This is a genomic window from Bacillus sp. SDLI1 (assembly GCF_001553895.1).
Taxonomy (GTDB): domain Bacteria; phylum Bacillota; class Bacilli; order Bacillales; family Bacillaceae; genus Bacillus; species Bacillus siamensis.
In genome coordinates, this window is the sequence record NZ_CP013950.1 from 903732 (window position 1) to 917472 (window position 13741).

13 protein-coding genes are annotated in these 13741 nt (G+C 45.2%); 5 read left to right on the forward strand and 8 right to left on the reverse strand.

Annotated features, from left to right (window positions below; translation table 11 throughout):
- Positions 1 to 18 precede the first annotated feature (18 nt).
- The 4 genes from AUL54_RS21060 to htpX all read right to left on the reverse strand — a co-directional run bounded on the left by AUL54_RS21060 (position 19) and on the right by htpX (position 3366).
- Positions 19 to 189 carry a hypothetical protein gene (locus tag AUL54_RS21060; protein ID WP_016936366.1) on the reverse strand — a complete coding sequence of 57 codons (171 nt, stop codon included), beginning with the start codon at positions 187 to 189 and terminating at the stop codon, positions 19 to 21.
- Position 190: 1 nt separating this feature from the next.
- A complete protein-coding gene (locus AUL54_RS03895) occupies positions 191 to 865 on the reverse strand; it encodes a DUF421 domain-containing protein (RefSeq protein ID WP_060962955.1) in 675 nt (224 codons plus the stop codon).
- A 96-nt stretch (positions 866 to 961) separates the two neighbouring features.
- Positions 962 to 2314, reverse strand: a complete 1353-nt coding sequence (locus AUL54_RS03900) for a TrkH family potassium uptake protein (RefSeq protein ID WP_060962956.1) — start codon at positions 2312 to 2314, stop codon at positions 962 to 964.
- 158 nt (positions 2315 to 2472) lie between these two features.
- On the reverse strand, positions 2473 to 3366 hold the full coding sequence (htpX, locus tag AUL54_RS03905; protein WP_060962957.1) for a protease HtpX: 894 nt from the start codon (positions 3364 to 3366) through the stop codon (positions 2473 to 2475).
- A gap of 150 nt (positions 3367 to 3516) precedes the next feature.
- On the opposite strand from htpX, the gene AUL54_RS03910 reads away from it, so the two are divergent.
- Together AUL54_RS03910 and AUL54_RS03915 are read left to right on the forward strand one after the other, a co-directional pair.
- Positions 3517 to 4218 carry a DUF1836 domain-containing protein gene (locus AUL54_RS03910; protein ID WP_060962958.1) on the forward strand — a complete coding sequence of 234 codons (702 nt, stop codon included), beginning with the start codon at positions 3517 to 3519 and terminating at the stop codon, positions 4216 to 4218.
- A gap of 135 nt (positions 4219 to 4353) precedes the next feature.
- Entirely contained in the window at positions 4354 to 4548 is a 195-nt protein-coding gene (locus AUL54_RS03915) for an alpha/beta-type small acid-soluble spore protein (protein ID WP_013352019.1), read from the forward strand.
- A 6-nt stretch (positions 4549 to 4554) separates the two neighbouring features.
- On the opposite strand, the gene AUL54_RS03920 is transcribed toward AUL54_RS03915, so the two are convergent.
- The 4 genes from AUL54_RS03920 to AUL54_RS03935 all read right to left on the reverse strand — a co-directional run bounded on the left by AUL54_RS03920 (position 4555) and on the right by AUL54_RS03935 (position 8414).
- On the reverse strand, positions 4555 to 5724 hold the full coding sequence (locus tag AUL54_RS03920; RefSeq protein WP_060962959.1) for an anti-sigma-I factor RsgI family protein: 1170 nt from the start codon (positions 5722 to 5724) through the stop codon (positions 4555 to 4557).
- The gene (sigI, locus tag AUL54_RS03925; RefSeq protein ID WP_016936372.1) at positions 5721 to 6476 is read right to left on the reverse strand and encodes an RNA polymerase sigma factor SigI; all 756 of its coding nucleotides are present in this window, start codon (positions 6474 to 6476) and stop codon (positions 5721 to 5723) included. Before sigI ends, AUL54_RS03920 begins: the two co-directional genes overlap by 4 nt.
- A gap of 275 nt (positions 6477 to 6751) precedes the next feature.
- Positions 6752 to 7534 (reverse strand): TerC family protein, encoded by a 783-nt coding sequence (locus AUL54_RS03930; RefSeq protein ID WP_060962960.1) that lies wholly within the window; start codon positions 7532 to 7534, stop codon positions 6752 to 6754.
- A gap of 244 nt (positions 7535 to 7778) precedes the next feature.
- Positions 7779 to 8414 carry a DedA family protein gene (locus AUL54_RS03935; protein ID WP_101605505.1) on the reverse strand — a complete coding sequence of 212 codons (636 nt, stop codon included), beginning with the start codon at positions 8412 to 8414 and terminating at the stop codon, positions 7779 to 7781.
- A gap of 135 nt (positions 8415 to 8549) precedes the next feature.
- Here AUL54_RS03935 and AUL54_RS03940 point away from each other — a divergent pair, with 135 nt between their 5' ends.
- From AUL54_RS03940 to AUL54_RS03950, 3 genes are read left to right on the forward strand one after another with little or no spacing between them, the layout of a single operon-like run.
- Positions 8550 to 10955, forward strand: a complete 2406-nt coding sequence (locus AUL54_RS03940) for a bifunctional diguanylate cyclase/phosphodiesterase (protein ID WP_060962961.1) — start codon at positions 8550 to 8552, stop codon at positions 10953 to 10955.
- Positions 10956 to 11014: 59 nt separating this feature from the next.
- Positions 11015 to 11896: a non-homologous end joining protein Ku gene (gene ku / locus AUL54_RS03945; RefSeq protein WP_060962962.1), complete on the forward strand. Its 882-nt coding sequence runs from the start codon at positions 11015 to 11017 to the stop codon at positions 11894 to 11896.
- 2 nt (positions 11897 to 11898) lie between these two features.
- The gene (locus tag AUL54_RS03950) at positions 11899 to 13734 is read left to right on the forward strand and encodes a DNA ligase D (protein ID WP_060962963.1); all 1836 of its coding nucleotides are present in this window, start codon (positions 11899 to 11901) and stop codon (positions 13732 to 13734) included.
- Positions 13735 to 13741 lie beyond the last annotated feature (7 nt).

The window sequence follows — 13741 nt, forward strand, 5'->3', positions numbered from 1 at the left end:
TCGCCTAAGAGGTATTTTTTATTTTTTGCCGTCTTCTTTTTTCTTTGGCTTCGTCTGTTCAAGCGTTTCAATCCATTTTCCGGCGTTATAATCTCCGAGCTCACTTGAAAATTCTTCTTCAAGCAATTTAGGGTCCATCGGCTTTTTATGATTTTGCATGTCTTTGCTGTGCCGGTTTGTTTTCGTCATATTATTCTCCCCCTTGTCTGCCGTGCTTTGATTTGCGGTTTGCCCCTCTCAGTCCGGGATCGCCGTCATATTGTGTTTTGTATGCATCTTTATCCATGCTCTCAGTCGGTGTATTGTTGTTGGTCAAAGCTTCATTCTTCGCTGCTTTTCGTTTCATTTGATTTCCTCCTTCTGTCTGCAGATCTGTTTTGAATTCATCAAACATTTTTTTAAGGTCGCGCACTGTCACATTTTTGGCATCATCAATGAGCTCATAGCCGATCTGTCCGTTCGGCTCAAGCAGCACATATTTAAAATCCTGTATGTCCCCGAGGCCTTCCTGCCTGATCCGCATGGAGAGCTGCGCCTCGGTGAAACGCATCTTTTTTAAATTTTCCGGGATGACTTTTCCGTCACTGACAACGGCGACGGTTTTCCCTGAAAACAAAAACTCAAAAAAGTTTGATTTGATTTCTAAATATTCCATCAGAATCAGTACTGCGATAAAAATCGACGCCGCGAAAATGGTTTCCCATAAATTATGTTCAATAAACGGCTGAATAATAATCGAGCCGATGGAAATCATGATGACCGTCTGAGTCACCGACAGCTGGCTGATCGATTTCCGTCCGGCAATTCGCAATAAAAAGGTACCGACAGCTATCATAATCAAAGATTTCCAAAAAACGGCAAGCAATGACGTCACCTCTTTACGAATTAGAATCTCCAACGAAACGGTTTCCACCCATCCATTTTCCGGTAATAAAAAAACACCGCTTTTCAAAAAGCGGTGTCAGCCGATAATGATTCTTTCCTTCGGATAGTGATAATTTGCTTCGATTTCCTTTCTGCCGATTAAATAAAGGAACGTCAAAATACCGATTCGGCCGATAAACATGACCACCATGATCACGCATTTTCCGATGTCGCTTAAATGCGGAGTGATTCCCAGCGAAAGCCCGGTCGTTCCGAAAGCGGAACAAACTTCAAACAGCAGTCCCAGCAGCGTCTGATTTTTCTCCGTCACTGCCAGAATCAGCGTTGACCCAAACACGAGCAGAATCGCCATCATCGTAACGACCAGCGACTTTATGACATCAGCCTGATGAAGCTCGCGCTTAAAGACCTTGACCGCTTTATTTCCGCGGGCAAAATGAAACAGGGCGAGAAGGTTGAGCGCAAATGTCGTCGTACGGATTCCGCCGCCGACCGAGCTCGGCGATGCGCCGATGAACATAAGGGCGCAAATGAAAAATAATGTCGGCGCCGACAGCTGGCTGATATCAATCGTCGCAAGCCCGCCGCTTCTCGTAGCGGTTGATTGAAAGAGACATAAAAATAAAACATCATGCCAGCTTTTTCCCTTCATGACATGGGTGGCTTCAAGCGCGTATATTCCGACAGCCCCGAACAAAACGAGCAGTCCGAACGTTACGGTCGTAATTTTCGTGAACAGCGTAAATGAGTATCTGCGCTGTTTTGAAAACAAAAAGTCCTTCACTTCTACGAGCACCGGAAACCCGATCGCACCGAAAACAATCAGAAGCATCGTAATAAACTGCACAAAATAGTCATGCCTGAACGGAACGAGTGAATTTCCCGTAATATCAAAACCGCCGTTCGTCGTTGCGCTGACGCTCGCAAAGAAGCCGTGCAAGTACGCCTGTTCATTCGAATCATAGTACGTTAAAAAATAGGTTCCTAAAATGATGCCGCCTAAAAACTCGATTAATAAAATCAAAAACAGCACTTGCTTCATCAAGTTGACGATACCGGAAAACTGCGATTGATTCTGGTCCACCATAATGAGCTTCCGTTCCCGCAAACCGATCCGTTTGCCCATAATAAGCCAGACGAATGTTCCGAGCGTCATAATGCCGATCCCGCCGAATTGAAGCACGAAAGCCAAAATGACAATTCCGGCCGTGCTGAATGTGTCAGCCGTGTTGACGACCGTTAAACCGGTGACACTGACTGAGCTGACCGCCGTAAACAGCGCGTCTATAAACGACCAGCTGGCCCCTTGTTTGTGGGCCGCCGGCAGACTTAACAAAATAAATGCCACCGTCACAGCAAGAAAATAATATAACGCAATCAGCTGTGCAGGCGACAAAACCTGTATGAATTTCTTCAGCTTTAATTTCATAAGATAGTTCCTTCTGCCTCTCAAATGTAGTACGTAATTATTCTAATGATATTGGGAGATTTTTTAAAGGGCTTTTTAGAAAGATTTTTCATTACCTTATGTAATTTGCCGATCTTTAAACAAAAAACCTCTGAAACGATTGTCAGAGGTTTTGTTGATTATTTGGCTTCCAGCCTGCGGATGCGCTCATCCAGATCAGGGTGTGTGGAGAACAGTGACGAATGCTTTTTGCCGTTAATTTTCAACGTCTGCACCGCCGTCTGGTCCTCTTCATTCACATGTCCCGTATAAGACTTCAGCGTACGCAGGGCGTGAATCATTTTATCCTTTCCGGCAAGGTCGGCACCGCCGCGGTCAGCGTGGAACTCTCTGTGACGCGAGTATGCGAAGACGACAAGACTGCCGAGAATGGAAAAAATAATCTGAAACACGATCATCGCGATAAAATGGACGACCGGCGCGAGATCTTCTTTGACAAAGCGGCTCGCAATCCATGCCGCGATACGGGAAAGGAATACGACGAACGTATTGACGATTCCCTGAAGCAGCGTCATCGTGACCATGTCACCGTTTGTAATGTGTGCGACTTCATGGGCAAGAACCCCTTCCACCGCAGCATCATCCATCTGCTGCAATAAACCTGAGGAAACCGCGACAAGCGAACGGCGCTTAGAAGGACCGGTCGCAAAGGCATTGACCTCAGGTGAATGATAAATGCCGACTTCAGGCATTTTCGTCATACCCGCTGCACGGGACAATCTGTGCACACGGTCAACCAATTGCTGCTCTTCATAGCTGAGTGACTGCTTCTTCGGATTTAACACCCGGACGCCCATCATCGTTTTGGCCATCCATCTGGACATACCGAGAGAAATAAAAGAACCGACAAAACCGACGACAAGACTGAACACGAGCAATGCCATCAGATCAATGCGCCCATTTTGTATATACGAGCCGACACCGGTAACGCTTGTAATAATCGTAAGCACAATTCCGATTGTCGTAATGACCAAAAGGTTCGTTAAAATAAACAGAAATATTCTTTTCGCCATAATTACCTCCGTCTTTTTTAAGATCAAAAGAACTTATTTAATTAAATTATAAATGATCTGTTTGAAAATGCAACAATTTCGACGTATGATGTTAATGTAATTCTCAGTGATATAAGAAAGTGAACACACGTAATCAATCAGAGGTGAACCATGAACACGTTTAAACTGACCCGAACCGATATGGTGCGGCTTCTTTACGCGTTAAAAGGCCAAGGAGACGCAACCCCTCTCCAAATCTTACTGCAATCAGCGGACATGACATTGGATGAAGCGGAAAGCCGGCTGCACATCCCTGAATTTCTGACGAGATTCGAACGAAAAAAAGAGAAAAAGGAATACGGGCTTTCAACAAACGAGATTGTCGAGCTGGGAAACCTGTGCGAGCTGACGTCTTTAAAATCAACCGCCGTCCAAAACTGGGTGAAGCGCGATATTAAAGATTTAATCGGACACCCTTTACTCGGAAAAAAATATACAATTGAACAAGCTGTCATCCTTCTCATTGTACGTGATTTAAAATCAATTTATGACTTCGAACATATACGCGCCATATTAAAAATCGCTTTTAACACGATCACCGACAGATCAGATGACGTCATCAGCCCGATCAGCTATTATGAGAGCTGCGCCCAGGTGATTGATTATCTTCATCATAAGACAAACCCGCCGATGAAGGAAACGAGCCTGCAGGAGCTCGTTGAACAGCAGACGGACAAGCTCAGAGGCTGCTTTAAAGAACTCGAAAGCGGGCAATGGAACAATATCAGGTCCATACTCGCGGTTACCGTGCTCTCCGTTTTGACTTTCCATATCCAAGCCTCCGCCTACAAAATGACCAGCCATTTATTATAATTCATACGTTTTTTTGCCCCGGTGTCTGCGCCGGGGTTTTTTCAGGTGCACAACAATTGCCAGCATAATCAATACCGTTCCGTTTGAAACTAAAACGCGTAAAAACATCTTGCCAGAGAAAAGGAGATGAAAAAGATGGCGAGCAGAAATAAACTCTTAGTTCCAGGGGCTGAGCAGGCACTTGACCAATTTAAATACGAAGTGGCTCAAGAATTCGGCGTGAACCTTAGCTCTGATACAGCAGCACGCGCAAACGGCTCTGTAGGCGGGGAAATGACAAAGCGGCTTGTACAGCAGGCTCAATCACAATTAAACGGCAAAACTCAATAATGCAGCTTATTCGCCGGGATTTCTCGGCGAATTTTGATGTTTATCAGCATTCTCCCTTCCGTGGCGGTAGCCGTTCGGGTTCCTTCGGTCTGACGGATCTTCATGGCGCCGATAGGATTCCCAATGTTCATTTCGTTCATGATTCCAGTAATGATTGTTATACCTCTGCTTAGGCTCTTTGTCATTTCCGTTTTCCTGAGGATTTTGTGTTTGGGGCTGCTCTGTTTCCCCATCTTGTTCCTTCTGGGTATTTTCCTCTGATCCGGAAACTGCTTTTTTTTCGTTTTGCTGATTGCCGTCTTGACTGTCCGGCTTCGCATCTTCCGTGCCGGGCGTTGTTTCATTGTTATCCGGCTGCTCTGCTGCCTTTTCTTCATCAGGAGCCGTGTTGTCATCAGCCGCCGGTTTTTCTGTGTCCGGCTGCTTATTTTGATCGGTATCTGTTTCAGTGTTTTTCTGTTCGTTTTCACTATCGTCGGTTTTCTTTTCAGGCTGTTTATCTTCTGTTTTCTTTTCGTTTCTTCTTATGTAGCTGCCTGTTGACATCCCTTCCTGTTTTGCTTTTTCCCTTGTTTCCATATCCGATTCAAGAGATTGAAGCTGGTAGGTGCCCTTATATTTTTCAGTCATGTCAGCCAGCTGTTTTTTAACGCCTTTTTTATATGTATTGTCATCTGTATTTTCGTAAACCGTGGAAATTAAAATCTCTTTTGATTCCTTTACATATCCATGCTTGCTGCAATCGGTAATAATATTACTGATGACTTCCTTAAAATCGCTGCTTTTCCAGTCTCCGATGTCACTTATGACCTTTTGGGCGTCATGGTTCAGCGGTGTGAGTTCAATGACTTCGTATTTGCTGTTTAAAGCCATTTCAATGCTTGGATTAATGTCAAGCGTCATATACGCGTAAGCTTTGTTATCAGAAAAAACCGGGAGCATGATTAAAATAAATAGGATAATAGCAGTCATTGTAAACACTCCCAATTTAAAAGGGCGCAGTTTCAGAAAATCAAAAAAGCTGGCCCTTCTTCCCATACGCGTTTCGCCTTCAAACGTAATTTCCTCTCCGATTTCACAAGCGCGGTGATCATTTTTAGTTTTCAAAAATTGTCCGTCAGGGGTTAGCAACGTGACGAATTTTTTATTTTTCTCTACTATGATCCCTCTTCTCATGAGTGCAACACCCCTTTAAGATAATCTTTTAAATAAATATAATCACCGGAAATAATAATACTCATGGCGATGATATATTTTCGGTTCCGTTCGATCGTTTTTCTGCTGACCGACACGAGCTGCTCCAGCTGTTTGACCGGAAGCTGTTTCTTCTGGTGCAAAATAGACGCCAGCTCTTCATTTTCCACAAGCGTGTAGGCTACCTTAATCGCATTCTGCCTCGCATCTGTATGCTTCGGCGATTGTTCCAGCAGCTCTTTAAAAGACAGACCGTATTCTTGCAGCTGCTTCTGAAAAAAAAGAATTTCCTCCCGGCGCTGCTCCTGTTCTATCTGTTTGCGGTATTCATCAATGGAAAGCTCCGCTTCAATAAGGCTTTGCGAAGACTCCTGGTCGTCGCCTTCCTGCACATCCATATTGATATGCTGGGCGGCTCTTGCTTCTTTTCTGATATAATCTATTACTTTTCTTTTTATAATCAGCTCTGCAAATGCAAGCAGCGAATTACCTTTTTCAGCCGAATATTTTTCAATGGCTTCGTTAAACGCGATCAGCCCGATGCTGAATTCGTCGTCTTTTTCATCTATATATCGTTTACAAACGGATGAAACCGTCTTCGCGATAAAAGGCTTATATTGCTGTATTAAATCGTTCTGCAGATCTTTGTCGCCTTTTTGTATTTTTTCAACAGATGTTTCAAGCGTTTGCTTCTTTTTTCCCAATTTAAACAAAAGGCTAAGCACTGGTTTCACCTCAGTTCCTCCCTATAACTACTCATAATCATAGCTAATTTAGTAGGGATTCGCAAAGGAAGAAAAAGAGAAATCGATTTCATTTGTCACAATTATGACAAGCCAATAAGACGTACTATACATGATTTCGTGCGATCGGGCAGAATTAAGGGGGTTTTCTCTGTGTTTTTTGTAACAAGGCTGTTATAAAATTGTTATCATATGTCTTAAATGTAAGCGTTTCAAACAAAAAAGGGAACCTGTTTTTTAAAAAACAGTCCCCTTTAAGATTCCTTTTACGCGTGTTCTCTTTCCGCCGATGCCGCGTCCTGCTCTATTTGTTTTGTTCCTGACATAAACCATCCGCAAACCGCAATGGCTGCCAAAACCGTCCAGAAAATGATTTTCCAAGCCGCAGAGTGAATAACATCCGCCGGAATGGCGCCGAGTTCCTCATGAGCCAGAGTATAAAGAGCGAGCTTCACGCCTACCCACCCGACAATAACAAATGCCGCCGTTTCAAGGCCCGGTCTGGTTTTTAATAAGGAAACAAACATGGACGCCGCAAAGCGCATGATGATTAAACCGATAACACCGCCGGCTAAAATAACGAGAAACTGACCGCCATCCAAGCCGCCGATGGCAGGAAGCGGCGTTTCCGGAAGCGTTACGGCAAGCGCGACCGCCGCTAAAATGGAGTCAACGGCAAAAGCGATATCAGCCAGCTCCACTTTCAATACAGTCTGCCAAAACCCGCTCTCTTTCTGCGTTTTCTGCCCTGTGCCTTGTTTGAATACATACCGCTTCAGCAAATGACTGACCGCGATGTAAAGCAGATATAAGGCGCCCAGAGCCTGAACCTGCCAGACATTCACCAGAAAAGAAATGGCAAACAGCGACCCGAAACGTAAAATAAAAGCGCCCGCCAATCCGTAAAATAAAGCCTTCTTCCTTTGTTTTTCCGGAAGATGCCTCACCATCACAGCCATCACCAGCGCGTTATCCGCCGCTAAAATCCCTTCCAGCCCGATTAAAACGAGAAGAACCCATCCATACTCCAATAATAATGCAAAGTCCAATCCAATCCCTCCGTTTCTTTTCTATCATCCGAGCTTATACCGGCGTTTTTTTACGCAAAAAAGACCTTTGCCGATATAAGGCAAAGGTCTTGCTAGACATGAATGATTGGCATGCCAACAAAGCCGATGGATATGATCCATGAATTGACGACTTTGTTTCCGGAACATCCGGACGCTACTCCCCTTTGGGATTTCAAGAAATATTTTGTTTATACGCTCATGATAAAGCCTGTTTCATCATTTGTCAACGCTTAACTTTTTTAGCAAATTGAGAAATTTTTTCTGTTTTATCCCGATGTTTTCCTCTTTTTAAAAGCAGATAAAAGACAAGAAGCAACACAATGAATATACCGAGCGGCAGCATATATTGATCAAGAATGGAACCGACGCTTTTCCAATTTTCCCCGAGCTTCATTCCGAGGTATACGTAAACAAACGTAATCGGGAGCATCGCTGCATATGTATAAAGAGAAAACACCCAGACATTCATTTTCGCAATTCCGCACGGCAGAGAAATCAGCGTCCTGACCCCCGGTATAAAACGGCCGCTGAACGCTACCAAACCTCCGTGTTTCTGAAAGAAATGATCTGATTTCTGAAGCGATTCGGGTTTTATCCATACATACTTTCCATACTTCAGCAAAAACGGCCGGCCTCCCAGCCTTCCGATTCCATATAAGACCAGCGGACCCGAAACACCGCCGAGCGATCCGGCAAACACGGCTCCGGCAAGCGTCATATCCCCTTTTGACACCCAGCAGCCCGCAAGCGGAAGTACAATTTCCGCCGGGATAAATTCTATACTCAGCGCCAAAAAAATTCCGGCGTAGGATAAGCTTTTAAACGCTTCTATTATTGATATGATAAAACCTTCGATCATTTATCACTCCAGGCAACTTGTATTCTGAATCTTAAGAATCATTTTAACACAAAACCTCGAAACTGAAATATTTTTATGTCTCGCCGATATAAATGAGGATCGTTTCAGATCGGTAGTAGTAGGAGGAATCATCTTTTGGAATTACATGTACAATACAATGTCCCGCTTGTCGGGCTATCCATCCTGATTGCTTGTCTGGCGGCATTTACTTCACTTGAAATTTCCAGAAAAATAACGCTCAAAACGGGGATTCACAGTAAGCTGTGGCTGTTTGCGGGTTCAGTTATCATGGGTTTCGGCATATGGTCAATGCACTTTGTCGGAATGCTTGCCGTTTATATGAACATGCATATGAATTATGAAGCTGTGCCGATGTTCTTTTCTGCAGCCGCCGCGATTTCCGGATCTTTTGCGGCTTTATACATCGTCAGCCGGAGAATCTTAACATTCAGCCGGCTGATTACCGGATCTGTTTTTATGGGAGCGGGAATTTCTCTCATGCATTACATGGGGATGTCGGCCATTTCCCGGGTAATGATTATGTATAATCCTTTTATGTTCTGTATGTCTATTCTGATTGCCATGGCTTCTTCTTTCATTTCGCTGAAAGTATTTTTCGGTTTGGCAGCAAAGAAACCGACGGAACCTTTTACTTTTCACAAAATCATCGGTTCTGTATTCATGGGCGCGGCCGTTTCAGGGATGCATTATACCGGAATGATGGCTGCCTCATTTTATGAAGACATGAGAAAGCCGGCAAACGATATGGAAATTCATTCGTTTCATTGGTCCGTTTATATTACGCTGATCATCTTTTGTTTTCAGATGTTATTGTTTTTCAGCTCACATTTCGATCGTCAGTTTTTCCGCCACAATGAACGTATGAAAGACCATGAACAGCGGTTTCAATCATTAATCAATCATAATATTGACCCGATTTTCATCCTATCTCCTGACGGTAAAATTCTTTACTCTAATGAAGCAGGGGCCGAGATGAAACACAATCTCGGACTGGACAGCCAAAATTGGCGCCGGCATATCAGCAGGCAGCTGAAAACCTATTTTAAACAAGTAAAAAAAGAACAGCAGGCCCTGCATATTGATGCTGATCTGAAAACAGACGTCGGCTTATTTTATATTAATGTTACCTTTATCCCCGTTTTGGTCGATAACGGACTGGACAGTATATATGTCATCTGCAAAGACATGACCAAACAGCGGAAAGCCGAGAAGGACATTCACCGTATGGCGCATTATGATTCTTTGACAGACCTGCCGAACCGCCGGCATGCCGTTCAGCGGTTGACAGAAGTTCTGGAAAGAGATCATTCATTCGGACGCTTGACCGTTGTGTTCTTTCTCGATTTAAATCGGTTTAAAATTATTAATGATGCGCTCGGGCACAATGCCGGAGACGGACTTCTTCAATCAGCGGCTCAGAGACTCTCCTCCATCATCCCGGATAATGGTTTTATCGCCCGTCTTGGCGGTGATGAATTTATTATTATTTTAACTGACGTCCCTTCTGAGAACGATGACATTGATGATTTAGCAAAACAGATCATCCTGCAGTTCGAAAAACCGTTTACCATTCAGGAGCATGAGCTGATCACCTCTGTCAGCATCGGCATCGCCGTCTCTCCAAAAGACGGGTCGGACGGAATGGAACTGATGAAAAAAGCCGATATGGCGATGTACGCCTGCAAAGACCGAAACAAAAGCAAATACAAATATTACTCTGCCCAAATCGGAGAAAAAGAAGCGAAAAAGCTTCGGCTTGAGATGGAGCTGAGAGAAGCGATTGAGAAAAAAAGGTTCGTCCTTCATTATCAGCCTCAATACAGCGCTTCTGATCAGCTCATCACGGGAGCTGAAGCGCTTCTGAGAGTGGCCGGCGCGGATGGGAAACGGCAGAATCCCGGAGACTTTATCCAGGCCGCCGAAGAAACCGGGCTGATTATTGACCTCGGCAAATGGATCATCACCGAGGCGTGCCGGCAGGCGAAGGAATGGCATGAAAAAGGATATCACCTTCCAGTCGCCATTAATATTTCGGCCAAACAGTTTCAATCAGAAGAATTGGTTCCGTTTATTCAGAAAACACTTTCCCATTACAAGCTTCCTCCCCGGCTGCTTGAAGCAGAAGTGACTGAAAGCATGACAATGGAAGATCACGAGCACAGCAAAAAAGTGCTTACCGCACTAACTGAGCTGGGAATCAGTGTAAGCATTGATGATTTCGGAACGGGTCACAGTTCTCTCAGCTACTTGAAGGACTTTCCGATTCACAGATTGAAAATAGATAAATCATTTATAGATGATCTTCAGACACATCCTAAATCTGCGCAGATCACCGGCGCCATTATTGCCATGGGCCATCAGCTTTCTCTTTTAGTCGTTGCTGAAGGGGTTGAAACGGCGATGCAAAAAAAGATTTTAGATGAAAAAGGATGCGATTTTCTCCAGGGATACTATTTCAGCAGGCCATTGCCTCCTGAGGAGATTGAACAGCTCCTCAATGAAGCGCCGCGCCACCCATAAGTTTCTACACATGGAACGAACCCGATTATCCACAATAAAGAAAAAAGGAGTTTTTATTCATGCACACGATGTGGAAGGGTTCGATCAGTTTCGGCCTCGTCAATATCCCGGTCAAGCTCTTTGCGGCCACTGAAGATAAAGATATAAAATTCCGCAGTCTTCATAAAGAAGATCATGCGCCGATTAAATACGAAAAGATCTGTACCGGGTGTGAAAAGAGTCTGGAGCCGGATGAAATCGTTAAAGGCTATGAGTATGTAAAGGGAAAATACGTCATTTTGACAGACGAAGACCTGAAAGACGTAAAACAGGAACATGAAGAAAAAGCGGTTGAGATTGTTGACTTTGTCCAGCTGCAAGAGATTGATCCGATTTATTTTAACCGATCTTATTATGTCGGCCCTGGAGACAACGGCACAAAAGCCTATACACTTTTGCGGGAAGCGCTGAGGACGACCGGTAAAATCGGGATTGCCTCTATTACGATCCGTTCTAAGCAGCAGCTTGCGATTCTTCGGGTGTATGACAACTGCATCGTGATGGAATCCATTCATTATCCGGATGAAGTCCGAAACGCCGGACATGTGCCGGGCGTTCCGGAGCAGACAGCCGTTAATGAAAAAGAGCTGCAGACGGCGATTACGTTAATTAATGAGCTGACAACCGAGTTTGACCCAGAGCAATACGAAGACACATACCGGAAAGCCCTTCTCGCCAAAATTAATGATAAGCTTGAACATGAAGAAGCAGGCGTAACACCCGCTGCTGCCGGCCCGCGCGAAGATGTCATTGATCTTGTCAGCGCCCTTCAGGCAAGCATCGACCGGACGAAGCGGCCGAATCGCGAGCAGGCTGCACCGGCGCGGACAAAAGACGCCGCACCTGCAGGCGGCGAAGGCAAAAAGCGGAAGACGACCAGACAAAAAGCCGGAACGTCTTAATCATGGTGCTGACGATGCAGCCGATTTTGACCTCTTCACCGCCCATAGGCAGTGAGTGGCGCTATGAGGTAAAGTATGACGGATTCCGCTGTCTTCTCCGCATAGACGAAAGCGGCGTCACATTGACCAGCAGAAACGGCCAGACGCTGACGAATCAATTTCCGGAAATCACGGCTTTTGCGGCACGGTGTTTTCAGCACATGAAAGACCGGTTCCCCATTACGCTTGACGGAGAGCTTGTCTATTTAATCAATCCGTACAGAGCGGACTTTGAACATATTCAAATCCGCGGGCGTTTAAAACGGGCGGAAGCCATTGAAAGCACCGCCAATAGACGGCCGTGCCGCTTTCTGGCATTTGATCTCTTAGTTCTGGAAGGTGCCGGCACCGTCTCATTGCCGTATGTGAAGCGGAAGCGCGCCCTTTTCAAACTGTTTGAAGAAGCAAATCTTCCGAAAAGCCCCCATCACTTAGCGGAGGAAGCGATTCAGTACATTCCGGAGCACACTGACTTTGAAGCGCTCTGGGACAAGATCGTCCGGCATGACGGAGAAGGAATAGTAGCAAAAAGAGCATCAAGCGGCTGGGCGGAAAATAAACGGTCTCCCGACTGGCAGAAGTATAAACATATGAAAACGGCTCACGTGCTATTAACCGGGTTTAATCCGAAGAACGGGTACGTGACGGCCTCGGTATTAAAAGACGGCGCCATTGTCCCGATCGCTTCCGTTTCCCACGGCATGCAGGCGGAAGAAAAAAACGCCGTCAGAACCATTATGGAGACTCACGGCAAAAAACAAAAAAGCGGCGAATATATACTTGAGCCTTCCATCTGTATGACCGTGCAGTATTTAACCATATTGCAGGACACGCTGCGTGAAGTATCTTTTGTTTCTTTTCAGTTTGAAATGGATTGGACTGAATGTACGTATGAGCAGCTTATCCTCCAGTCTAAAACGCTGCCGCCGAAACTGCAGTTCACAAGCCTGGATAAGACCGTTTTTAAGAAGTCTGAAAAAAAGAAAGCGGATTTCCTTTGTTATATGGTGAAGATGAGCGATTTTCTTATGCCTTTTCTCAAAGATCGGGCCGTCACGGTGATCCGTTATCCGCATGGGGCGCCGGGCGAATCTTTTTTTCAAAAAAACAAACCGGATTACACGCCGGACTTTGTCTCAAGCGTATTTGACGGAAGCCACGAACACATCGTATGCAGCAGCGTACCGTCTCTTTTATGGCTCGCCAATCAGCTGGCGCTGGAATTTCACGTTCCGTTTCAGACCGTGCATTCTGAAAGGCCCGCAGAAATCGTCATTGACCTTGATCCTCCGTCAAGGAACGATTTTCCTATGGCCGTGGAGGCGGCCCATGTGCTGAAACAGCTGTTTGACTCATTCAGCATAACATCATTCCCGAAGCTCTCCGGGAATAAAGGGATTCAGCTCTACATCCCGCTTTCACCGGAAGCATTCACCTATGAGGAGACCCGCGCGTTCACAATGCTAATCGCCGATTATTGCGTCAGGACGCGTCCGGATCTTTTTACGACAGAGCGGTTTATCAAAAACCGGAACGGCAGGCTCTACCTAGATTATTTGCAGCATGCCGAAGGAAAAACGATCATCGCTCCATATTCGACCCGGGGCAATGAACTAGGAACGGTTGCCGCCCCTCTTTATTGGAACGAAGTCAACTCCTCTTTAACACCCGATGATTATACGATTGATACAGTGGTGAATCGGGTCAGGACAGAGGGAGATCCGTTTTATGATTTTTACCGGAATCCGCAGGACGGCCCGCTTTCAAACGTGCTTGAGCAAATCAAGAGAAAGAGCTGATGCTTTT

Bases quoted from the DNA above. Each gene is read 5' to 3' on its own strand.
- AUL54_RS21060 (WP_016936366.1), bottom strand. From the start codon at position 189: ATGACGAAAACAAACCGGCACAGCAAAGACATGCAAAATCATAAAAAG.
- ku (WP_060962962.1), top strand. From the start codon at position 11,015: ATGCACACGATGTGGAAGGGTTCGATCAGTTTCGGCCTCGTCAATATC.
- AUL54_RS03935 (WP_101605505.1), bottom strand. From the start codon at position 8,414: ATGATCGAAGGTTTTATCATATCAATAATAGAAGCGTTTAAAAGCTTA.
- AUL54_RS03900 (WP_060962956.1), bottom strand. From the start codon at position 2,314: ATGAAATTAAAGCTGAAGAAATTCATACAGGTTTTGTCGCCTGCACAG.
- AUL54_RS03920 (WP_060962959.1), bottom strand. From the start codon at position 5,724: ATGAGAAGAGGGATCATAGTAGAGAAAAATAAAAAATTCGTCACGTTG.
- AUL54_RS03910 (WP_060962958.1), top strand. From the start codon at position 3,517: ATGAACACGTTTAAACTGACCCGAACCGATATGGTGCGGCTTCTTTAC.
- AUL54_RS03950 (WP_060962963.1), top strand. From the start codon at position 11,899: ATGGTGCTGACGATGCAGCCGATTTTGACCTCTTCACCGCCCATAGGC.
- AUL54_RS03915 (WP_013352019.1), top strand. From the start codon at position 4,354: ATGGCGAGCAGAAATAAACTCTTAGTTCCAGGGGCTGAGCAGGCACTT.
- htpX (WP_060962957.1), bottom strand. From the start codon at position 3,366: ATGGCGAAAAGAATATTTCTGTTTATTTTAACGAACCTTTTGGTCATT.